Annotated in this window: 23 protein-coding genes and 2 pseudogenes; 20 read left to right on the top strand and 5 right to left on the bottom strand. The window is 64.9% G+C overall.

Translation table 11 applies throughout. The annotated features are described in order from the left end of the window. Positions 1–93: 93 nt before the first annotated feature. Positions 94–600, bottom strand: a complete 507-nt coding sequence (locus IPK81_06915) for a GNAT family N-acetyltransferase (protein ID QQS13925.1) — start codon at positions 598–600, stop codon at positions 94–96. Positions 601–934: 334 nt separating this feature from the next. Between IPK81_06915 and IPK81_06920 the strand changes: the two genes are divergently transcribed. From IPK81_06920 to IPK81_06930, 3 genes are all read left to right on the top strand, one after another. Next, positions 935–1,102, top strand: coding sequence for a hypothetical protein (locus IPK81_06920; GenBank protein ID QQS13926.1), 168 nt, complete (start codon positions 935–937; stop codon positions 1,100–1,102). A 140-nt stretch (positions 1,103–1,242) separates the two neighbouring features. Further along, positions 1,243–1,686 (top strand): hypothetical protein, encoded by a 444-nt coding sequence (locus tag IPK81_06925; protein QQS13927.1) that lies wholly within the window; start codon positions 1,243–1,245, stop codon positions 1,684–1,686. Positions 1,687–2,251: 565 nt separating this feature from the next. Then, complete coding sequence (locus tag IPK81_06930) at positions 2,252–2,575, top strand: DUF736 domain-containing protein (protein ID QQS13928.1); 324 nt, start codon at positions 2,252–2,254, stop codon at positions 2,573–2,575. Between the two features lie 131 nt (positions 2,576–2,706). Here the strand turns inward: IPK81_06930 and IPK81_06935 are convergent, their stop codons facing one another. The 3 genes from IPK81_06935 to IPK81_06945 form a co-directional block, all read right to left on the bottom strand. After that, the gene (locus IPK81_06935; protein ID QQS13929.1) at positions 2,707–3,462 is read right to left on the bottom strand and encodes a type 1 glutamine amidotransferase domain-containing protein; all 756 of its coding nucleotides are present in this window, start codon (positions 3,460–3,462) and stop codon (positions 2,707–2,709) included. 84 nt (positions 3,463–3,546) lie between these two features. Further along, the gene (locus IPK81_06940) at positions 3,547–4,113 is read right to left on the bottom strand and encodes a DUF924 family protein (GenBank protein QQS13930.1); all 567 of its coding nucleotides are present in this window, start codon (positions 4,111–4,113) and stop codon (positions 3,547–3,549) included. 71 nt (positions 4,114–4,184) lie between these two features. After that, positions 4,185–4,958 (bottom strand): SDR family oxidoreductase, encoded by a 774-nt coding sequence (locus IPK81_06945; GenBank protein ID QQS13931.1) that lies wholly within the window; start codon positions 4,956–4,958, stop codon positions 4,185–4,187. Positions 4,959–5,100: 142 nt separating this feature from the next. On the opposite strand from IPK81_06945, the pseudogene IPK81_06950 reads away from it, so the two are divergent. The 16 genes and pseudogenes from IPK81_06950 to IPK81_07025 all read left to right on the top strand — a co-directional run bounded on the left by IPK81_06950 (position 5,101) and on the right by IPK81_07025 (position 16,831). After that, positions 5,101–6,001: pseudogene (locus tag IPK81_06950) on the top strand (LysR family transcriptional regulator). Between the two features lie 254 nt (positions 6,002–6,255). Then, positions 6,256–6,498, top strand: coding sequence for a helix-turn-helix transcriptional regulator (locus IPK81_06955; protein QQS13932.1), 243 nt, complete (start codon positions 6,256–6,258; stop codon positions 6,496–6,498). 120 nt (positions 6,499–6,618) lie between these two features. Then, the gene (locus tag IPK81_06960) at positions 6,619–6,882 is read left to right on the top strand and encodes a DUF2285 domain-containing protein (GenBank protein QQS13933.1); all 264 of its coding nucleotides are present in this window, start codon (positions 6,619–6,621) and stop codon (positions 6,880–6,882) included. A gap of 118 nt (positions 6,883–7,000) precedes the next feature. Further along, on the top strand, positions 7,001–7,297 hold the full coding sequence (locus IPK81_06965; protein QQS13934.1) for a hypothetical protein: 297 nt from the start codon (positions 7,001–7,003) through the stop codon (positions 7,295–7,297). Continuing rightward, positions 7,221–7,766 carry a DUF2285 domain-containing protein gene (locus IPK81_06970; protein QQS14987.1) on the top strand — a complete coding sequence of 182 codons (546 nt, stop codon included), beginning with the start codon at positions 7,221–7,223 and terminating at the stop codon, positions 7,764–7,766. Before IPK81_06965 ends, IPK81_06970 begins: the two co-directional genes overlap by 77 nt. Positions 7,767–7,892: 126 nt before the next feature. After that, positions 7,893–8,177 carry a helix-turn-helix domain-containing protein gene (locus IPK81_06975; GenBank protein QQS13935.1) on the top strand — a complete coding sequence of 95 codons (285 nt, stop codon included), beginning with the start codon at positions 7,893–7,895 and terminating at the stop codon, positions 8,175–8,177. Positions 8,178–8,188: 11 nt separating this feature from the next. Continuing rightward, on the top strand, positions 8,189–9,076 hold the full coding sequence (locus IPK81_06980) for a replication initiator protein A (GenBank protein QQS13936.1): 888 nt from the start codon (positions 8,189–8,191) through the stop codon (positions 9,074–9,076). Between the two features lie 208 nt (positions 9,077–9,284). Next, complete coding sequence (locus tag IPK81_06985) at positions 9,285–9,923, top strand: AAA family ATPase (protein ID QQS13937.1); 639 nt, start codon at positions 9,285–9,287, stop codon at positions 9,921–9,923. Then, positions 9,920–10,174, top strand: coding sequence for a hypothetical protein (locus tag IPK81_06990; GenBank protein ID QQS13938.1), 255 nt, complete (start codon positions 9,920–9,922; stop codon positions 10,172–10,174). The genes IPK81_06985 and IPK81_06990 overlap by 4 nt, the downstream gene beginning before the upstream one ends. Beyond that, complete coding sequence (locus tag IPK81_06995; GenBank protein ID QQS13939.1) at positions 10,171–10,689, top strand: DUF2840 domain-containing protein; 519 nt, start codon at positions 10,171–10,173, stop codon at positions 10,687–10,689. Before IPK81_06990 ends, IPK81_06995 begins: the two co-directional genes overlap by 4 nt. Then, entirely contained in the window at positions 10,686–11,231 is a 546-nt protein-coding gene (locus IPK81_07000; GenBank protein QQS13940.1) for a S26 family signal peptidase, read from the top strand. The genes IPK81_06995 and IPK81_07000 overlap by 4 nt, the downstream gene beginning before the upstream one ends. Positions 11,232–11,277: 46 nt before the next feature. Continuing rightward, positions 11,278–11,625, top strand: a complete 348-nt coding sequence (locus IPK81_07005; protein ID QQS13941.1) for a DUF736 domain-containing protein — start codon at positions 11,278–11,280, stop codon at positions 11,623–11,625. 3 nt (positions 11,626–11,628) lie between these two features. After that, positions 11,629–12,393, top strand: coding sequence for a lytic transglycosylase domain-containing protein (locus tag IPK81_07010; protein QQS13942.1), 765 nt, complete (start codon positions 11,629–11,631; stop codon positions 12,391–12,393). A 244-nt stretch (positions 12,394–12,637) separates the two neighbouring features. Beyond that, positions 12,638–14,377 carry a DUF3363 domain-containing protein gene (locus IPK81_07015; protein ID QQS13943.1) on the top strand — a complete coding sequence of 580 codons (1,740 nt, stop codon included), beginning with the start codon at positions 12,638–12,640 and terminating at the stop codon, positions 14,375–14,377. Positions 14,378–14,403: 26 nt separating this feature from the next. Then, positions 14,404–16,389: a conjugal transfer protein TraG gene (locus tag IPK81_07020; protein ID QQS13944.1), complete on the top strand. Its 1,986-nt coding sequence runs from the start codon at positions 14,404–14,406 to the stop codon at positions 16,387–16,389. A gap of 10 nt (positions 16,390–16,399) precedes the next feature. Next, positions 16,400–16,831 carry a CopG family transcriptional regulator gene (locus tag IPK81_07025; GenBank protein QQS13945.1) on the top strand — a complete coding sequence of 144 codons (432 nt, stop codon included), beginning with the start codon at positions 16,400–16,402 and terminating at the stop codon, positions 16,829–16,831. A 49-nt stretch (positions 16,832–16,880) separates the two neighbouring features. Here IPK81_07025 and IPK81_07030 read toward each other — a convergent pair. Then, positions 16,881–17,757, bottom strand: a pseudogene (locus IPK81_07030) (EamA family transporter). 297 nt (positions 17,758–18,054) lie between these two features. On the opposite strand from IPK81_07030, the gene IPK81_07035 reads away from it, so the two are divergent. Further along, on the top strand, positions 18,055–18,501 hold the full coding sequence (locus IPK81_07035) for a hypothetical protein (protein QQS14988.1): 447 nt from the start codon (positions 18,055–18,057) through the stop codon (positions 18,499–18,501). Positions 18,502–18,628: the final 127 nt, after the last annotated feature.

The following is an 18,628-nucleotide window of genomic DNA, read 5'->3' on the forward strand; positions in this document are numbered from 1 at the left end:
CGCCGTCCTCAATCGCGAGGCCAACGATTGGCGCAACGCGACCCCCTGATGGCCTTCAGGAACGCGATGGGGAAAAGCTGACGAAGCGGGGAGCTAGCTGCGCTCGAACATAATGGGCGATGCGCCCCGGTATTGAGCTTCCCCAAAGCTGGCATAGCCCAGCTTTGCCGCTAGACGCATCGAAGCCGCGTTGCCGGGGTGGATGATGCAGACGGTGCGCACCGGCTGATGTGTTTGCGTCATCCAATCGTGAGCGGCAACGACAGCCTCGGCGCCATATCCCTTTCCATGCCCGCTGGTGGCCAACACCCACGCCGCCTCTGGAAAAGGATCAAAGCTCTCGCCTAAACCTCGCGCAAAGTGCGCGAGGCCCACTTCCCCGACAAAGCCACCGCTCTCCTTCTCTCGGACCGTGAAGATGCCGAACTCGAAGGTTTTCCAATGACCAATGTTGCGAAGGAGCTTGTTCCAAGCATCTTCTCGGCTCGCAGGCTTCCCGCCGATGAATTCCGTGACCGCAGCATCGCTGCTCATCGCGTAACTCTCATCGAAGTCGATAAGCGACGGCTTGTTCAGTATGAGGCGGTCGGTTTCAATCATGCAGTAATCATGCGCGACGCGGCACTTTATTCAAGTACCTCGTCCACCTTTGCAGTTTGGTACGCGGCATTTTCAGCGACAGGGTTTGGTTCGCAAGCTGCCACATCGGATGCGTCGGCTTTCCTGATCAAGCTCCCACTAGCAGCACCACCCCCGCTTATCTGCGCTGATCCTTGGTCAGACTGATCGCCTGACGCCATCAACCCGTGAAGGGTCGGCTATGCGAGCATGCCGCCGCTGCGGCTGCGCCTGCGCGGTGATTGCAGCGCTCAGCCCGACACTTCGGGCGCCTGTCAGCGGGGGATGGTCCTCCGCTCAAACAGGAGCCGGATCGATGTCCCTCAACGACGCGCACGCCTTCGCCTTCAGCCTCGCCACCACCCTGATGGCCGCCATCATCATCTTCCAGGCCGGCGACGGCACCCTCTCGGTGACGCCCGCCAGCGAATACGACGGCGACATCGCCGCCATCATCCATGAGATTGATCCCTTCGCCCCATAACCCGGGCGAACCGGCACCGCCGCGCGGAAGTCGCACGCGATTTCCGCTCCCGGCGCAGTCGATTTTCAGCTATAGTTCGAGCGCGCCGTGGTGGTGGTGGAGGCGCGACCGTCAGACTTTTTCTCACGGAGACCACCACCATGATCATCCTCGCTATACTCGCGTCCCTCGCGGCCATCGGCCTGCTTTGCTGGCTGCTGTTCACGCTAGCCGTCTTTGCGCTGCCGGCTTTTGTCGGCGTGACCGCCGGGGCGTGGGCCCACGGCACCGGCGCCGGCATTCCCGGCGCGGTTCTCGTCGGCGCCGCCGCCGCCGCCCTCACGCTAGCAGCCGGCCACCTGCTGTTCACATTCGTCCGACCGATGTGGCTGAAGCTGATCGTGGCCATCGCCTTCGTCGCACCGGCGACGATTGCGGGGTTCCATGCCACGCATGGCATCGTGAAGCACCTGATGCCGTCCGAAGGATGGCAGATCACCTTCTCCGTCATTGGTGCGATTGCGGTCGGCATCACCGCGTTTGTGCGGGTCGCAGGAATGGCGGCGGCCCCGGGTCCGTCCGGGCGGGACCTCGCGCGAGCCTGATCGTCGGCATGGCCGTTGTGAGAGCCAGACCAGCGATGGACCACGACCGCCTACGTCGTCTGGGGCTTTTGGCATCGGAGCGTGGGGCCTGGACAAGACGCTGGCCCAGGGAAGCGGCCCTCGTCGGAGCAACTGCCCTCGCGGAACCATGTCTCGGCGCACACCGAATCCGTGGCGGCGATCTCCCAATCGGCGGTCGCAGGTCACGATGCAACACCGATGCGCTGCCGGGAGGGAACGAAGCCGGTAAGCGTTGACGCGACGCCGGTCTTGCAGTGCGGGACGGCCACCATTTTCTCCGTTATCTGACCGTGCCTCAACCGCTCCAAACGGCCTCTTCAATGGCCTGATCTGGCCGAAGGCCGGCTTCGCCTCGATCGCCTATGACGCAACAGCCGCGTCAAACTTTCTTCCCCTGACGGCTGCGCCGCCATTCCTCGCGAGACAAGAAAGCCCTCCTTGGCTGTCAGGCCCCTGCGGGGTGCGCCGCCGATCGCCTCCGGCCAACCGATCGCCATCGAGGCCGCAATGGTGCGGACTCGGGAACGGAAAACGGAGATTTACCATGGCGACTATCGGCACCTTCAAGAAGACCGGCTCTAACGAGTTCACCGGCGAAATCGTCACCCTCAGCGTTCAGGCAAAGAACGTGCGCATCGTCCCCGACCAGCGCGCCACCGGCGAGAACGCCCCCAGCCACCGGGTCCTGGTCCGCCGCGCCGAGATCGGCGCCGCCTGGTCCAAGCGCTCCAATGAGGGCCGCGACTATCTGGGCCTCAAGCTGGACGATCCGAGCTTCAACGCCCCGATCTACGCCAACCTCTTCGACGACGAGGACGAGAGCTTCTCGCTGATCTGGTCCCGCCCCAACGGGCGGCGCGGCGACTGAGGTCCGCGCAAGGCCCCGGCCGAACAGGCCGGGGCCTTTTTCTTCTCGGCCGATCCGACAAGGGCCTCCGGCCGCGCTGCCTCAAAGGCGCAGATTAGGGTCCCATCATTCCGCCAGAGCTTCTGTGCCCGTTATTCGTCGAGAGCCTCAAGCACGAGCTCCGCTGTCGGCCCGCTGCTATATTGCTGCTGCCCGGTGATCAGGCGACCGTCGCGGATGGCGAACGGCTGATTGGCGCCGCGGCATAGGAAGCTGGTGCCGGTCATGCCCGCCGCTTCGCTCTGGATGGTGTAGTCGTTCAGCGTTATGCCGAAGGCCCGATTGACTTCCTCTTCCTCCTCGTCGGTGAAGCCAGTCCACTTCTTACCCTCGGCCAGCAGCTTGCCGTCGGACAACCGGGTCCACAGCAGCAGCGATGAGCCGTGGCAGATCAGCGTGACGATCTTGCCCTTCTCATAGAAAGACGCGATCAGCGCGTGCAGCGCGGTGTCGTCCTTGAAGGTCAACAGCGGACCGCCGCCACCGGCGACCCAGACCGCGTCGTAGTCGTCCACGGAGACCGCGCTGATCGGCAGGGTGTTCTTCAGCATCGCCCCGAACTTCGCGTGATCAACGAAGCCGAGGCTGATGAGATCGTCGGCATAGGCCCCGCCGGGCGTGCGCGGATCGCTGTGGGTGTCGAACATCACCTCGCCGCCTTTGGGAGATGCGATATCGACCTGGTGCCCAGCCTCGGTGAACATCAGGAAGGCGCGCGTCATTTCCTCGGCAAAGAAGCCGACGGGGAAGCCCTTGAGCTCGGCGGTGTTGGAGACGATCGATAGGATACGACGCGGCTTTCGCTTCACGCCGATGCGAGTTTCGATTTTCAGATCCGATGCTGGCATGTGGCGTTGCTCCTTGTGGGACGAGTGATGTCGAAAAGGAGCAGCGAGGCGCTGGCTCCGTGGGATCAAGTGATCGTTCGGGGCTTACCCCGGGAAGCCGCCCCCCTTGAGGTAGGCGTCTTCTTCCGGCGTCATGGTCCGGCCCAGCACGCAATTGCGATGCGGGAAACGGCCGAAGCGGCGGATGATATCGCGATGGCCATCGGCGTGCTCCCGCCAGGGCTGGCCCAGCCGAGCGTTGAGCCGCACTGACAGTTCCTGATCGGCGAGATCCTCGGAATGCGCGAACGGCAGGCAGAAGAACAGCCGCAGGTCCGGCTCAACGCGCACCATATGTCCTGCCTCGAGCGCCTGCCTTGCATAGCACCGAGCGAGCGGATCGGTGGCGTACATATGCGCCGTGCCGCGAAATGCGTTGCGCGGAAACTGGTCGGTCAGGATCAGCAGCGCCAGCGCACCGCCGGGCGTCTCGATCCACTGGTCGTGCCGGCGTCCCGCCACGGCCATATGCAGATCGAGAAAGCGGTCGCGGAAGTCAGCATCGAAGGCGGCGTCCTTCTCGAACCAGCGGTCGGAGGACGCCCGCCAGTACGCGACGACATCGTCGGGCGCGCTGTGATGGTTCGCGTTAGGTGGCCTCGGGTGCAACATGCCAAACGCCCTCACCGAAACGACGGACGCGAAGCAAAGGCGGCCGGGACTTACCCCGGCCGCTTCGCCGATTACTTCGTGGTGTAGCCGCCGTTGACCAGGATGGTCTGGCCGGTCATCCACCAGCCGTCCGAAACGAGGAACCGGATGAAGGGGACGATGTCCTCGATGTCGGTCAGGCCCGTCTTGGAGAAGCCGGACAGTGCCGCGGCAGTCTTGTGATAGGCAACCGCGTCTTCGCCCTCAGCCGGATAGAAGAACGGCGTGTCCATCGGGCCAGGGCCGATCGCCGTCACCGAGATGCCGCGCTCGCCGAACTCCTTCGACGCTGCCCGCGTGAAATGCTCCACCGGCGCCTTGGTGCCGGCATAGGCGGCGTAGAACGGTGTGAAAGCGCCGAGCAACGAGGTGACCAGCGTCACGACCTTGCCGTTGTCGCTGACGTTCCTGCCGGCTTCCTTGAGGAAGAAGAAGGCGGTCTTCGAATTGACCGCGGTCATCTCGTCATATTCGGCTTCCGAGATCTCGACCATCGGCTTCTTCAGCACCTTGCCGACCGTGTTGATAGCGATGTCGATCGAGCCCATCGCCGCCTTGGCATCCGTGAACAGCTTCTCCACCGCACCAGCCGTGGTGAGGTCGCCCTGGAACGCGAAGGCTTGCGCGCCGGCCGCCTTGATCGCAGCCACCGTCTCGTCTGCTGCCTGCTTGGTGGCGCTGGTGTTGTAGTGGACGGTGATCGCCTTGGCGCCTTGCGCGGCGAGATCGCGGGCGATCAGTCCGCCGAGGTTCTTCGCGCCGCCGGCGATGAGAACGGTTTTTCCCTTGATGCTGTGATCGGTCATTGGCGTTGGCCTCCTTCGGTTGCGGGCGGCCACCCACGCGACCGCTTCCTGCATCGCACCATATCGTCTATAGTTCTGTCATAAAGCCGTTCATTCTGACATCACCTGTCAGAAATTCCGACCAATTGCCGAGCTAACACCCTTGGACCGTATCGATCTCTTCCGCACCTTTGCCCGTGTCGTCGAATGCGCGAGCTTCACCCGTGCCGCCGACACGCTTGGAATGCCGCGCTCTTCGGTGTCAGCGGCAGTGATCGACCTGGAAGCGCGCGTTGGCGCCCGCCTGCTGCACCGCACCACACGAAAGGTCTCGCCGACCCAGGACGGCGCTGCCTTCTACGAACGATGCCTGCGGTTGATCGCGGATGTCGAGGAGACAGAGGGCCTGTTCCGGCAGACTTCGGTCGGGCCGAGCGGTAGTCTCCAGGATCGACGTGCCTGGCCGGATCGGGCGTCTCATCATCGCGCCTGCTCTGCCGGAGTTCCTCGCCCGTCATCCTCAACTCGACATCGAATTGCGCGTCACCGACCGGGCGGTGAACCTTGTCGAGGAGAGCGTGGACTGCGTGCTGCGGGTCGGACCGCTGGGCGATTCAGGCCTGATCGCCCGCAAGATCGGCGACCTGCCATTGATCAATGTCGCCAGTCCCGGCTATCTCGCCCACTACGGCACGCCGGGCGCCCCGGACGATCTCGCCGCGCACCTCGCCGTCAACTACGCCTCCCCATCGACCGGTCGCGTCGAGAACTGGGAATGGATCGAACACGGCGAGATGCGCACACGCCGTATTCGCAGCCGCGTCACCGTCAACAGCGCCGAAGCCTATATCGCCTGCTGCCTTGCCGGCCTCGGCCTGATCCAGATCCCGGCCTACGACGTCAAACGCCACCTCGATGCGGGCGAACTTGTCGAGGTGATGCCCGATTATCGAGCGGCGCCGATGCCGATGACGCTGCTCTATCCGCATCGTCAGCATCTTTCCCGCAGGCCCCAGAGCTTTGCAGACTGGCTTGAACAGCTCCTGAAGAACGAGATCCTATAGGCAACCGACAAACCGCGAATCGAAGGCGGGGCCGCTGGGATGGGGGCGACCATGTCTCTCTCAAGCTGAATGGTCCGAGCTGCAGCGTCAGGTCTGCGGCTGGGGCATCGGTTCTGCGCCGACCGAATCAGTTGTGGCCATTCTGGGACGGACAGAGCCAGAAGAAGCACTTCCGACTGGAAGGTCGCGCCAAGAACGACTATTATAGTCGTAGTTTTGGCGTACGCGTAGGTCCGTGTGGGAGGTGATCATGCATGATCACCGCCCGACAGTTTCGGGCCGCACGCGCGCTGCTGGGTTGGACACAGGAGACGCTCGCTGACAAGGCCCGGGTCTCATTGACCGCGCTCAAGCGCCTCGAATCCCCAAGCGGCCTCGAGGTGTTTGAGAGCACGCGCGATGAGGTCAGAAGGGCTTTCGAACGCGCGGGCATCGTCTTCCTGAACTCCGATCAGGGCAAGGGAGTGCTGCTCGTTGATACAAAGAAGGAAACCTGACGTTCGACACGTCACGGCGCTGCCACATCTTCCCGCGTCAGGACCTTGCACCATCATTCCGGTCAAATCACGGTTAACAATCTCCTCCAGTTTGGATACATCTCGCCATCGGGGGATGTTGTGACCAAAGACGATTTTCTCGATCAGCCGCCGGCCGGGGCGGCATTGACCGCTTATGACGAGGCGCATTTGAAGCTCTACGTCCGGCTTCTCGACGCCGACGCGGCAAGCGCCGACTGGCGCGAAGTCGTCGAGGTCCTCTTCGGCCTCGATGCCAAAGCCGATCCGGAGCGTGCCCTGCGCATCTACACCAGCCATCTCGACCGCGCGAAATGGATGACCACCAGCGGCTTCTGCCAGCTGCTCCAAGGTCGTCTGCACTGAGGTGATGCGCAAACCGCATCACGTTGCGGCCACTTCGTCCTTCCCGCGCTCCGTTCAACCCGGAATCGTATCCACTGCATAACTCGCGTTGTGAAACCTTGCGCGGAGGCGGTGGAGAATGTCCGAGGATGAAAGTTGGCGGTCTGAAGCCGCCTATGACTATATCGACAAGTTGACCCCCGGCGATCTTGCCTGGGAGTTCTTGCGTCGCAACCCGGAATACAGAAAATCTTATCAGGAACTGGTAGCCATCGGCCGGCTGACCGAGGACATCGCGCGCGAGTTCGCCGAGCAATGGGGGTTGCGATTTCGTCGCCGATCCTCGCAACTCCGCGCTCATCCAGCCGATCTTCTGGACCCCGCAAGCCGATCCCGCGACACTCCCGTTCACCGGCGGACCGAGCCCGGCGGGTGATCTTCGCCTCCGCGTTGAGGATCTGCACGTCTATGCCATCATCGAGCACAATCCTGGTCTGATCCGGCTCGCGCTGCGGGGCGAAACCCATGACGTGGCCCTGGTCAACGTCGATGATGCCCGCCCTCTCGGCGCATTCGTCATGTTCGATGAACTGACGCTCGACCGGCTGACCGCGGTCGAACGCCTCTGGCACGCAATGTTCGGCAAGCGTGTGCCGCCCGATCCGCGCATGACGCTGCAGAGACGACAGCGCGCGCGCCAGATGCTGCGCGCTGTCGACGCGCGCGAGAGCGGCGTTATCTACCGCGTCGTCGCCGAGCATCTCTTCCCTCAGCACAAAATCGACGCAGCGTCCTGGGTCGGCGACCCCATCCGGGAAATCACCATCCGTCTTGCCCGCGACGGCGAGAAGCTCGTTCGCGGCGGCTACCGAACATTGCTGCGCCGCCCACGCCGGGATCGCTGATACCCGCTCGCGTGTCGATCTTAGCGCCTTACTTCGACATCGTCCGAGGCGCCGTCTTCACGCCACCGTGCTCGCAACCCGCCGCTTATTCGAAGCGGCCACCCGCGAGACCACGGAGGTGCGATCATGGCCGAAAGAGCCGCCAATTTACCGCCACGCTATCTGCGAACGCAGGAGGCAGCGCGCTTCCTCGGCCTTTCCGAACGCACCCTTGAGAAGCACCGGACTTACGGGACCGGTCCGATCTACCGCAAGCTCGGCGGACGCGTCGTCTATTCGGTCGATGACCTTCAGGCCTGGGCGGATCGCGGTCTCGTCACCTCGACCTCCGACCCGCGCGGCGGCACCGTGCTGCCGGCCAAACGCCAGACCGCCTCGCCCGCTACCGCCGGCGGCCGCTTTCCGCGCTGAGACGGCTGGTCATGTCGTCCCACCCCCACCATCGCGAGGAACGCGCGCAGCTCGATCTGTTTCGGACGCTGCCCGGCGATCTCGCGCCGCGCGATGCGCAGGACCTCATGGCCTATCCGTTCTTCTCACTCGCCAAATCGAAGCGCCTGGCGCCGATCGACTTCAAGGCCGGTTCGGTGAAGATCCGCGTAGAAGCTGTGCCCGAGCATGGCATGGCCACGATCTGGGACGCCGACGTCCTCATCTGGGCCGCGTCGCAGATCGTCGAAGCGCGCGATGTCGGCCTGCGCCCCTCGCGCCTGATGGCGACCACCCCCTATGAAATCCTGAACTTCATCGGCCGTGGCGTCAGCTTACGCGACTACGACCGCCTGAAGGCTGCGCTCGACCGGCTGCAATCGACCACGATCGCGACTTCCATCCGCCAGCCGACCGAACGGCGGATGCACCGCTTCTCCTGGATCAACGAATGGAAGGAGCGCGCCGATCACCGCGGCCGTCCGCTCGGTCTCGAACTGATCGTGCCCGACTGGTTCTACGGCGCCGTCCTCGACGACGCGCTCGTGCTGACGATCGACCGCAAATACTTCGATCTCACCGGCGGGCTCGAGCGCTGGCTTTACCGCCTGGTGCGCAAGCACGGCGGTCGCCAAGAGTTCGGCTGGAGCTTCGATTTCCCGCACCTCCACGCGAAGTCGGGCAGCCTCTCGCCGCTCAAGCACTTCGCCTACGACCTGCGCGACATCGTCCGCCGTCAGCCGCTGCCGGGCTACCGGCTCACCATCGAGCAATGCGTCGGCGGGCCCGAAATTCTGTCCTTCGCACCCACCGATCCTGACGCGCTCGGCATCCCGCGCCGCCGTCGCCGCTTGACAACTCGCCCTGGGGATAAGCTGTGAATAGTCTCGTGCTATCAGGGACCGGCACTATCGTGCCATCGGGGACCGGATCTTCGTGCTATCGAGGACCGGAATCGTCGATTCGCCAAGCTGAATCAGCAGCTTGCGAGCCCCGTAACTTCTCTAACCTAGATTCCTACGGAATCTTTCTAACGCAAGCCGACTTTTTTCGCCGTGTGGACGAGTCCCCTTTTCCCGGGAGACCGTCATGATCGTGGCGTTCCTCAACCAGAAGGGCGGCGTCGGCAAGACGACGCTGGCGCTGAATCTTGCTGGCGAATGGGCCGGTAACGGAAAGCGCGTCACGCTGATCGACGCCGATCCCCAGGGCTCGGCTCTGGACTGGTCGCAGCAACGCAGCCGGGAGGGGTTGCAGCGGCTCTTCGGTGTCGTCGGCCTAGCGCGCGACACCCTGCATCGCGAGGCGCCGGAGCTGGCCCGTGACGCCGACCATGTCGTCATCGATGGGCCGCCACGCGTCGCCAGTCTCATGCGCTCGGCGCTGCTCGCCGCCGATCTCGTGCTGATCCCGGTGCAGCCGTCGCCCCTCGATGGTTGGGCGTCGGCCGAGATGCTGGCGCTTCTCGGCGAAGCGCGCATCTACCGCCCGGACCTTGCCGCCCGCTTCGTGCTGAACCGCTGCGCGGCGCGCACGGTGCTCGCCCGCGAAACCGCCGAGACGCTTGCAGATCACGACCCGCCATTGCTGGCGACCACCATCGGTCAGCGCATCGTCTTCGCCGATGTTGTGCAGACCGGGCGGCTCGCGGCCGAGCAGGACGGGGATTGCCCAGGCGCGCGCGAGATCGCCGCGCTCGCGGCCGAAGTCGCGAGGATCGGCGCATGAGCGAACGATCCCCCAAGCGCGGCTTCGCATCCCGGCCCGGTGGTCCTGAGAGCTGGATCAACGCGCCCGACCGCCAAACCCAGCGCGCTCAGGCCGCCGATGACTTCTCGGCCAGGCTGACCATCGATGTCACCGCCGACATGCGTGGCCGGATCAAGATCGCGGCCTTCCAGCGCGGCCAGACGGTCGCCGACATGCTGCGCGCGCTGTTCGAGCGCGAATTCCCACCATCCCAAGGAGATGCCCCATGACCGGTCTTGCCGCCGCGTCCGCGCGCGCGGGCCGCGCCCTTCATGCGCCGCCGGAAGATCTCACCCAGGTCGAACTCATCTGGATCGAGAAGCAGATCGAGCACTGGATCCGTTTTGGTCGCGAGGTGCGCGAACAGGTCGTCGACCGCCGCCGCCGCATCCTCTTCTTCCCTCCCGGCACGACCTTCGCGCTGGTGCGCTGGGCCGCGAACGAGCACGGCACTGTGCTTTCCCGCCTCGACATCCTGTGCACGGTCGGCCCCGGCGAACCCTGCCAGACGATCCCAACCGTGACGCCCGGCGGCGACATCCTGCTGCGCGTCGACGGCTGGCCGAAGGTGGAGCGCATGCTCCAACGCATCGACGCGATCGAGGCGATCGGCATCGATCCCGTCGAGGTCGCGCCCGATCACTGGCGCCACGTTCAAAACCGCCTCTCCGCTGGCGAGACGCCGCGCGCTTACACGGTCCAGCGCCATCGCGCCTTCCTCCTGACGCAGAGGATCGGCGCATGACCCGGCTCTGCTACGCCATCACAACGACGGCCGCCGTGTCATTGCTCGGCATCCTGTCGCTTGTTTCCTTTGCGCCAAAGCTGATCTGGAATGCGTCGGCCAGCACGCCGATCGGCCTTTACGCCATCGCCCCCGACCCGTCCCCGGATGTCACCGATCTGGTCGCCGTGCGCGCGCCCGAGCCGCTCGCGAGCTTCCTCGCCCAGGGCGGTTACCTGCCGCGCGGCGTGCCGCTGATCAAGCACGTCGTCGCGCTTCCTGGCCAACGGGTTTGCAGAACCGGCCTCGCCATCACTGTCGACGCCGTGCCGATGGGCGATGCGCTCGATCACGACCGTCGCGGCAATCCGCTGCCCGCCTGGCAGGGCTGCCGCGTCGTCGCCGAGGGCGAGCTGTTCCTGATGAACTGGCAGGTCCGTGACAGCCTTGATGGCCGTTACTTCGGCCCGCTTCCCGCCTCCGCCGTGATCGGCCGGGCGATCCCTCTCTACACCGACGAGGACGGCGATGGCCGCTTCGTCTGGCGCGCGCCGACGCGGTGACGGCGTGCCCAATCCCAACCTCACCGCACATCCACGGAGGCAATCCATGTCCCTGATCGGTCAGTTCACCCACGACGATGGCGGCTTCATCGGCCACTTGGAAACGCTCCTGCTGCACCAGGACATCATCATCATTCCCGCCGAGCCGTCTGACGCTGAGAATGCGCCAGATTTCCGCGTCCACGTTTTCGACGGGATGAATAACGAACCCCGCGCCGAACTCGGCGCGGGTTGGAAGCGCACCGGCGAGAAGGCCGGCGAGTACGTCGCGCTGCAGCTCGATGATCCATGCTTTCCGCAGCCGATCCGCGCCAACCTGTTCCAGTCGGCCGACGACAAATCGGCATGGGGTCTGCACTGGAGCCGCCCGCCCAAGCGCGGCGAGCGGGACTGAGCGATGCCGGCCCGCCGCCATCGCGCTGTCGCCGGACGGTTTCCCACCGTCCGGCATGCAGCCTTCCTTCTCCTTTCCGGCCTGCTCATCGCGCTGCCGCTCGCGGTCCCGGCCGCAGTTCAGGATGCGCCGGTGCAGCCGGTATCACCCAGCGATCCTTATGCCGGCCCTATCGCCGAGGCCGCGCGCCGGTTCGGCATTCCGGAGACGTGGATTCGCGCCGTCATGCGCGTCGAGAGCCGCGGCGAGGTGCGCGCGACGTCGCCCAAGGGCGCGATGGGTCTGATGCAGATCATGCCCGCGACATGGGCGGATTTGCGCGCGCGACACGGTCTCAGCGGCGATCCCTACGACCCACGTGACAACATCATGGCGGGCGCTGCCTATCTGCGGGAGATGCACGATCGCTACGGCTCGCCGGGCTTTCTGGCAGCCTACAATGCCGGTCCCGGTCGCTATGAGGAGTTTCGTGCGACCGGTCGCCCGTTACCGGCCGAGACTCGCGCCTACGTCGCCGTTCTCGCGCCGATCATCGGCGGCGGCGATCTCGCTACCCCCGTCACGGTAGCGACCGCCGATCCGCTCGCCTGGACCCGCGCACCGCTCTTCATCGTGCAGGTCGACAGCAGCACGGGTGCAGATCGGCGGTCGCGCGACGACCCGCCGGCCACACCGCCATCGCGACCTCCCGAGCGTGATTTCGCCCCTACCGATCCGCAGACCGGCAGCCTGTTTGCCACTCGAACCGCCAGTGCGGGGCCGCGATGATGGGCTTCGCACTCCGAGCGGCATTTTCGGGCTCTGGCGTCGAATTGGCGTCAGAAGTGGGAAAAGCAGTCACCACAACCGCACGATGGCAGGATAAAGGGCCGCGATGTGCGGCCTTGTGCGGTTGTGGTTTTTCAAGGGGTTATAGCGCGTTTACGCGATGTGCGCCTGATCGGCGCAGCCTGTGCGCGTGGCGCTTTCCCAACAATTTCCTCGGCTTTGCGCGATGTGCGGGGCCATGCCCATGAGCGCCGAGGACGATTTCCGCATCCGGCCAGGCCGCATCCGCTCGACGCGCGCGCAACAAGTCAGACCCTTCATCGCGCAGGCGCTCGCCGCCGCGCAGAAGGCCGGCGGCGCGGTATCGCGGCAAGGAAGGATCGGGCCCGGCAACCGCTCCCGTTTTGGTCGCGGCCAGCGCGCGGCGGTGCAGGCCAACCGGCTGCTGACCGCCCGCTCGCGCGGCGCTGTCGTCAAGGCGCGCGTCGTGCGCCAGGGCGGGCGCAACGCGCCGCTCGGCACTCACCTCAACTATCTCCGCCGCGAAGGCGTGACCCGGGATGGAGAAAAGGCGCGGCTGTTCGGCCCCGGCGGGGATGACGCCGATCCCAAGGCGTTCGCGGAGCGGTGCGAGGATGACCGGCATCATTTCCGCTTCATCGTGTCGCCCGACGACGCGGTGGAGATGGCGGACCTCAAGGGCTTCACCCGCGAGCTGGTCGGGCAGATGGAGAAGGACCTCAGCACGAGGCTCGACTGGGTCGCCGTCGATCACTGGAACACCGAGCATCCGCATGTGCATCTGATCATGCGCGGCGTCCGCGACGACGGCGAGAACCTCGTGATCTCGCGCGACTACATCAAGGAGGGCATGCGTGACCGAGCGCGCGATCTCATCACGCAGGAGCTGGGACCGCGCACCGATCTGGAAATCCGTCGCACCATTGAGCGCCAGGTTGAATCCGAGCGCTGGACCAATCTCGATCGCCAGCTCGCACGCGACGCCTATGGGGCTGGTGTCGTCGATCTCGCGCCGCATCCAGACCGGCAGCCGGATGAATTCCACGCCCTGAAGGTCGGGCGGCTGCGCAAACTCGAACGACTCGGCCTCGCCGACGAGATCGGTCCCGGTCAGTGGACGATTTCGGAGAAGGCCGAGGCGACGCTACGCGAGCTTGGCGAGCGTGGCGATATCATCAAGCGCATGCACCGCGCGCTGACCGACCGCGGCATCGAGCGCGGCGCGGCAAACTATGTGCTCGCCGGCGAAAGCCTGAACGACCCCATTGTCGGCCGGCTGGTGACGCGAGGCCTCGACGACGAACTCAAGGGCACGGCCTATGCCGTTGTCGACGGGGTCGATGGGCGGACTCACCACATCAAGCTCCCGGACCTCGATGCTGCCGGCGACAGCGCGCCGGGTTCGATCGTCGAGCTGCGCAAGTTCGATGATGCGCGCGGCCAGCGGCGCGTTGCGCTTGCCGTTCGCTCGGATCTCGACATCTCCGCCCAAGTCACCGCGACCGGCGCAACTTGGCTTGACCGGCAGGCGATATCCCGCGAGCCGGTGGCGCTTGGCGGTGGCGGATTCGGCGCCGAGGTGCGCGACGCGTTGGATCGCCGCGCCGAACATCTGATCGAGCACCGCCTGGCTGAGCGCCAGGGCCGCAGCGTCATCTTCTCCCGCAACCTCATCGATACGCTGCGCCAGCGCGACGTCGAAGCGCTCGGGGCGAAGCTCGCGGCCGAAACCGGACGCCCGTTCGCCAAGGCCGGGACCGGGGAATATGTCGCCGGCGCTTTTCGGCAGCGCATCGCTCTCGCATCGGGCCGCTTCGCCATGATCGACGACGGCCTCGGCTTCCAGCTCGTGCCCTGGTCACCGTCTCTCGAAAAGCACCTTGGCCAGCATGTCTCCGGCGTCGCTCGCGGCGATGGCGGGGTCGACTGGAGTCTTGGCCGCAAACGCGGCCTCGGGCTGTAGCCCGCAATCAAGAAAGGACCCCCGCCATGTCCGCGACGAAAATCCTCTGGGGCCAGATCCTCACCGTCTTCCTGATCGTGCTCTTCACGACCTGGGCGGCGACAGAGTGGACGGCATACCGGCTCGGTTTCCAGCCCCAGCTCGGCCCGCCTTGGTTCGAGCTGGCCGGCTGGCCGATCTACTATCCGCCGGCCTTCTTCTGGTGGTGGTACTTCTACGATGCCTATGCGCCGCCGATCTTCGTCGAGGGTGCCTACATCGCGGCGTCCGGCGGGTTCATCTCAATCGCGGTGGCGATCGGCATGTCCGTCTGGCGGGCGCGCGAAGCGAAGAACGTCGAGACCTATGGCTCGGCACGCTGGGCGCGGGATGACGAAGTAAAGGCCGCCGGCCTGCTCGGTCCCGATGGCGTGGTGCTTGGCAAACTCGACCGCGATTATCTTCGCCATGACGGCCCGGAGCATGTGCTGTGCTTCGCGCCGACCCGCTCCGGCAAGGGCGTCGGCCTCGTCGTGCCCTCGCTGCTGACTTGGCCGGGCTCCGCGATCGTTCATGACATCAAGGGCGAGAACTGGACGCTGACGGCAGGCTTCCGCTCGCGGCATGGCCGCGTCCTGCTGTTCGATCCGACCAATCCGAAGTCGGCCGCCTACAATCCGCTGCTCGAGGTGCGCCGTGGCGAATGGGAGGTCCGCGACGTTCAGAACATCGCCGACATCCTGGTCGATCCGGAAGGATCGCTCGAAAAGCGCAATCACTGGGAGAAAACCAGTCACGCGCTGCTGGTCGGCGCGATCCTCCACGTCCTCTACGCTGAGGCCGACAAGACGCTAGCGGGCGTCGCCGCCTTCCTCTCCGATCCAAAGCGGCCGATCGAGTCGACGCTGGCCGCGATGATGAAGACCGCGCATCTCGGCGAAGCCGGTCCGCATCCCGTCATCGCCAGCGCCGCGCGCGAGCTGCTCAACAAATCGGACAATGAGCGCAGCGGCGTGCTCTCGACGGCGATGTCGTTCCTCGGTCTTTATCGCGATCCCGTAGTCGCGGAAGTGACGCGGCGCTGCGACTGGCGCATCGCCGATATTGTCGGCGGCAAGCGGCCGTCGACGCTTTACCTCGTGGTGCCGCCCTCGGACATCAATCGGACCAAGCCGCTGATACGCCTGATCCTCAATCAGGTCGGCCGGCGTCTCACCGAGGACTTGCAGGCGAAGGTCGGCCGGCACCGGCTGCTTCTCATGCTGGACGAGTTTCCGGCGCTCGGCCGTCTCGACTTCTTCGAGTCCGCGCTGGCCTTCATGGCCGGCTACGGCCTCAAGAGCTTCCTGATCGCCCAGTCGCTCAACCAGATCGAAAAGGCCTACGGGCCGAATAACTCGATCCTCGACAACTGCCATGTCCGCGTCAGCTTCGCGACCAATGATGAGCGGACGGCCAAGCGCGTCTCCGACGCGCTGGGCACCGCGACCGAGATGCGCGCGATGAAGAACTATGCCGGCCACCGGCTTTCGCCCTGGCTCGGCCACATGATGGTGTCGCGCTCGGAAACCGCCAGGCAATTGCTCACGCCCGGCGAGATCATGCAGCTTCCGCCGTCCGACGAGATCGTTATGGTCGCCGGCACGCCGCCGATCCGGGCCAAGAAGGCGCGCTACTACGAGGACCGCCGGTTTCAGGAACGGGTGCTGCCGCCGCCCGCGGTCATCAAGCCGGATGAGGTTTCGTCTGATGACTGGAGCCAACTGGCGTTGCCGCCGTCGCCGGAGGTCCTGCCAGCGGCGACGGGAGCCAATCCCGACGAGGAGGACACGACGGACTCCGAGCGCCGCCGCCAGCCCGAGCTGAGCCGAGTGCAGCCGATCGCCAAGGTGGCGCCGATCGAGAACGAGTTCGAGATCGACCCGGCGGACGACGCCGACGATGACGCCGCGCGTCTCAGCCGCATGAACCAGAACATGAGGCAGGTCGCGCGTCAGGCTTCGCTCGATCCCGGCGACGGCATCGAGCTGTAGGAGGCCAGCGATGACGAAATCGCCGAAGAAGCAGCGGCTCTCCGTCTATCTCGAGCCCGACGTCATGAAGGCCCTCTCAGCGTACGCCGCTCGGCGCGGCCACTCTCTGTCGCTCGTCGCCGAGGCCGGTATCGCGTCCTTACTTTCACCCGACGCGGCCGAGCGCCAGGAGGCGGTGATCACCAAGCGGCTCGACCAGCTCGACCGGCGCATGACCCGCGTGGAGCGCGATGTCGGTATCTCGGTCGAAACGCTGGCGATCTTCGTCCGGTTCTGGCTCACCACGACGCCGGCCTTGCCTGAGCCCGCCGCTCAGGCCGCTCGCGCCAAGGCCGGCGAGCGGTACGAGGCGTGCATCGCAGCTTTGGGCCGTCGGCTCGCGAGCGGGCCGAAGCTCCGGCAGGAAATTTCGGAGGACATCGGGCCTATGCGCGACGATTAGGGGTCGCTGGCTGGGCACTGGATAGAGCCGCGGAACGTGTGCATCTCGCTCAACCTCCCGACAGGAGAATCACGCCGGCGACCAGTACCCCGCAGCCCGCGAACCGCCACGGCCCGACTTTCTCGCGCAGGATCACCATGCCCATGATCGCGCCGACCATCATCGACATTTCGCGCATGGGGGCGACCAGGCTGAGCGGTGCGCCCGACGTCAGTGCCGCCAGTACGAGAATGTAGGACAGAGGAGAGAGCAGTCCCACGCCGACCGCAATCCACCAGTAGCCGCGCATGGCATCGATGGCGCGACGGGGGTTGGCGATCACGAGCGGCGCCAGAAGGAAGAACCGCAGCAGATTCGAGAACCAGTCCAGCACGACCGGCGCGATTCCAAGTGCTTTGACGGCGTAGGCGTCAAAGCACCGTGTAGGATGCGATCAGGCCGCCCGTTGCGGTGCCCCAACGCACGCCCGATTGCCCGCCCGGACGCCGGAAGGCGGATAGATCGCCCTGGGTGGCGATAAGGCCGATCCCGACAACAACAAGGAGCAACCCTGCTAGCCCTTGCTCGGACGGCCGTTCTCCAAGGATCAGGAATGCGCCGAGCGTCGAGAGCATGGGGCCGGTGCCTCGGGCAACTGGATAGACTACCGACAGGTCAGCAACCTGATAACCGCGTTGCAGGCAGAGGCTATAGGCCAGATGAATGAGGCCGCTGAGCAGCAGGAAGACGATGCCGATCCATGACCAGTCAATGCCGTCGCCTTGTATGAGCAGGTAGAACACCCACGGCGCATAGGCGATGCAGGCGATCAGATTGTAGGCAAAAACGAAGATCGGGCCGACCGATGCGGCCCGTTTGGCGAGCAGATTCCAACTTGCGTGAATGAGGGATGCAAGGACAACAAGCAGCAGCGAGGCGAACGCCATCGAGACCTCCTAACGCGCCAACCGGCGCTGGTTGATCTCGACTTCTCCGCCTCTGGGATTTTGCCCCTCGGGTGCAGCCGTGGAACTCCCACGGTTTCTGCAACGCTCGGTCCAGCGACGGATGTACCGTCCGGAACCCTAGTTGCCACTCGGTCGATGCGGCGACTTTAGTTCATACTCGCGCCTGCAAGCAAGCAGGTGAGGCATCAGTTCAGATGTCGTAACAGCACGACGGACGATCTTGTTGATGCCGCGTTGTAGACCTGCGGCAAGGTGTACCGGCATTTGAGGTTAACTATGCCTGCCCCATCTGCGCTTCGCATCCTGGTCATGACAGTCGCGTTCGTACCGGCCCTGCTCAGCTGCAGGCCAGCAGAGGTGACTCCGGTTGCGGTTTCTCCGCTTGCCACACCGAATGTCGTCATGGCCGCCGATCCGCAGCCGCCATTCACGTACTGGGCGCCTGAAAAATCGATAATCCGAAATCATCCGCGTCAGCCCGGTATCTGGATCGCGGAGTCCCCGGATGGCTCGCGCAAATATTATTACGGCGACCAGTGCCGTGCGTCGGAATTCCAACGCTTCGTGGGTCAGAGCGTCGACGCGCTTCCGGAAAAGCCAGCCGATGCGACGTGGCGCCTGACTTGTTCGACATGCATGGTAACGTCCGACCTGGGTTGGAAGCGGATGAATGTTTCGTACGATCAGCAAACGAGAATGATCAACGACATCTCGTGCGGTTAGCGCCAATACAATCGTCCTAGTATTCTGGCGTTCCCGCCGTTTCCCTGTCTTTGTACGCTACAGTACGACGACCACATTTCGGTTGTTGTAATGCCCTGAATTCTGCCTCTTCTACTCATCCCCGATC

The sequence above is a fragment of the Rhodospirillales bacterium genome (assembly GCA_016699855.1).
In the GTDB taxonomy this organism is placed as follows: domain Bacteria; phylum Pseudomonadota; class Alphaproteobacteria; order Reyranellales; family Reyranellaceae.

Bases quoted from the DNA above. Each gene is read 5' to 3' on its own strand.
- IPK81_06915 (QQS13925.1), bottom strand. From the start codon at position 600: ATGATTGAAACCGACCGCCTCATACTGAACAAGCCGTCGCTTATCGAC.
- IPK81_06920 (QQS13926.1), top strand. From the start codon at position 935: ATGTCCCTCAACGACGCGCACGCCTTCGCCTTCAGCCTCGCCACCACC.
- IPK81_06925 (QQS13927.1), top strand. From the start codon at position 1,243: ATGATCATCCTCGCTATACTCGCGTCCCTCGCGGCCATCGGCCTGCTT.
- IPK81_06930 (QQS13928.1), top strand. From the start codon at position 2,252: ATGGCGACTATCGGCACCTTCAAGAAGACCGGCTCTAACGAGTTCACC.
- IPK81_06935 (QQS13929.1), bottom strand. From the start codon at position 3,462: ATGCCAGCATCGGATCTGAAAATCGAAACTCGCATCGGCGTGAAGCGA.
- IPK81_06940 (QQS13930.1), bottom strand. From the start codon at position 4,113: ATGTTGCACCCGAGGCCACCTAACGCGAACCATCACAGCGCGCCCGAC.
- IPK81_06945 (QQS13931.1), bottom strand. From the start codon at position 4,958: ATGACCGATCACAGCATCAAGGGAAAAACCGTTCTCATCGCCGGCGGC.
- IPK81_06955 (QQS13932.1), top strand. From the start codon at position 6,256: ATGATCACCGCCCGACAGTTTCGGGCCGCACGCGCGCTGCTGGGTTGG.
- IPK81_06965 (QQS13934.1), top strand. From the start codon at position 7,001: ATGTCCGAGGATGAAAGTTGGCGGTCTGAAGCCGCCTATGACTATATC.
- IPK81_06975 (QQS13935.1), top strand. From the start codon at position 7,893: ATGGCCGAAAGAGCCGCCAATTTACCGCCACGCTATCTGCGAACGCAG.
- IPK81_06980 (QQS13936.1), top strand. From the start codon at position 8,189: ATGTCGTCCCACCCCCACCATCGCGAGGAACGCGCGCAGCTCGATCTG.
- IPK81_06985 (QQS13937.1), top strand. From the start codon at position 9,285: ATGATCGTGGCGTTCCTCAACCAGAAGGGCGGCGTCGGCAAGACGACG.
- IPK81_06990 (QQS13938.1), top strand. From the start codon at position 9,920: ATGAGCGAACGATCCCCCAAGCGCGGCTTCGCATCCCGGCCCGGTGGT.
- IPK81_06995 (QQS13939.1), top strand. From the start codon at position 10,171: ATGACCGGTCTTGCCGCCGCGTCCGCGCGCGCGGGCCGCGCCCTTCAT.
- IPK81_07000 (QQS13940.1), top strand. From the start codon at position 10,686: ATGACCCGGCTCTGCTACGCCATCACAACGACGGCCGCCGTGTCATTG.
- IPK81_07005 (QQS13941.1), top strand. From the start codon at position 11,278: ATGTCCCTGATCGGTCAGTTCACCCACGACGATGGCGGCTTCATCGGC.
- IPK81_07010 (QQS13942.1), top strand. From the start codon at position 11,629: ATGCCGGCCCGCCGCCATCGCGCTGTCGCCGGACGGTTTCCCACCGTC.
- IPK81_07015 (QQS13943.1), top strand. From the start codon at position 12,638: ATGAGCGCCGAGGACGATTTCCGCATCCGGCCAGGCCGCATCCGCTCG.
- IPK81_07020 (QQS13944.1), top strand. From the start codon at position 14,404: ATGTCCGCGACGAAAATCCTCTGGGGCCAGATCCTCACCGTCTTCCTG.
- IPK81_07025 (QQS13945.1), top strand. From the start codon at position 16,400: ATGACGAAATCGCCGAAGAAGCAGCGGCTCTCCGTCTATCTCGAGCCC.
- IPK81_07035 (QQS14988.1), top strand. From the start codon at position 18,055: ATGCCTGCCCCATCTGCGCTTCGCATCCTGGTCATGACAGTCGCGTTC.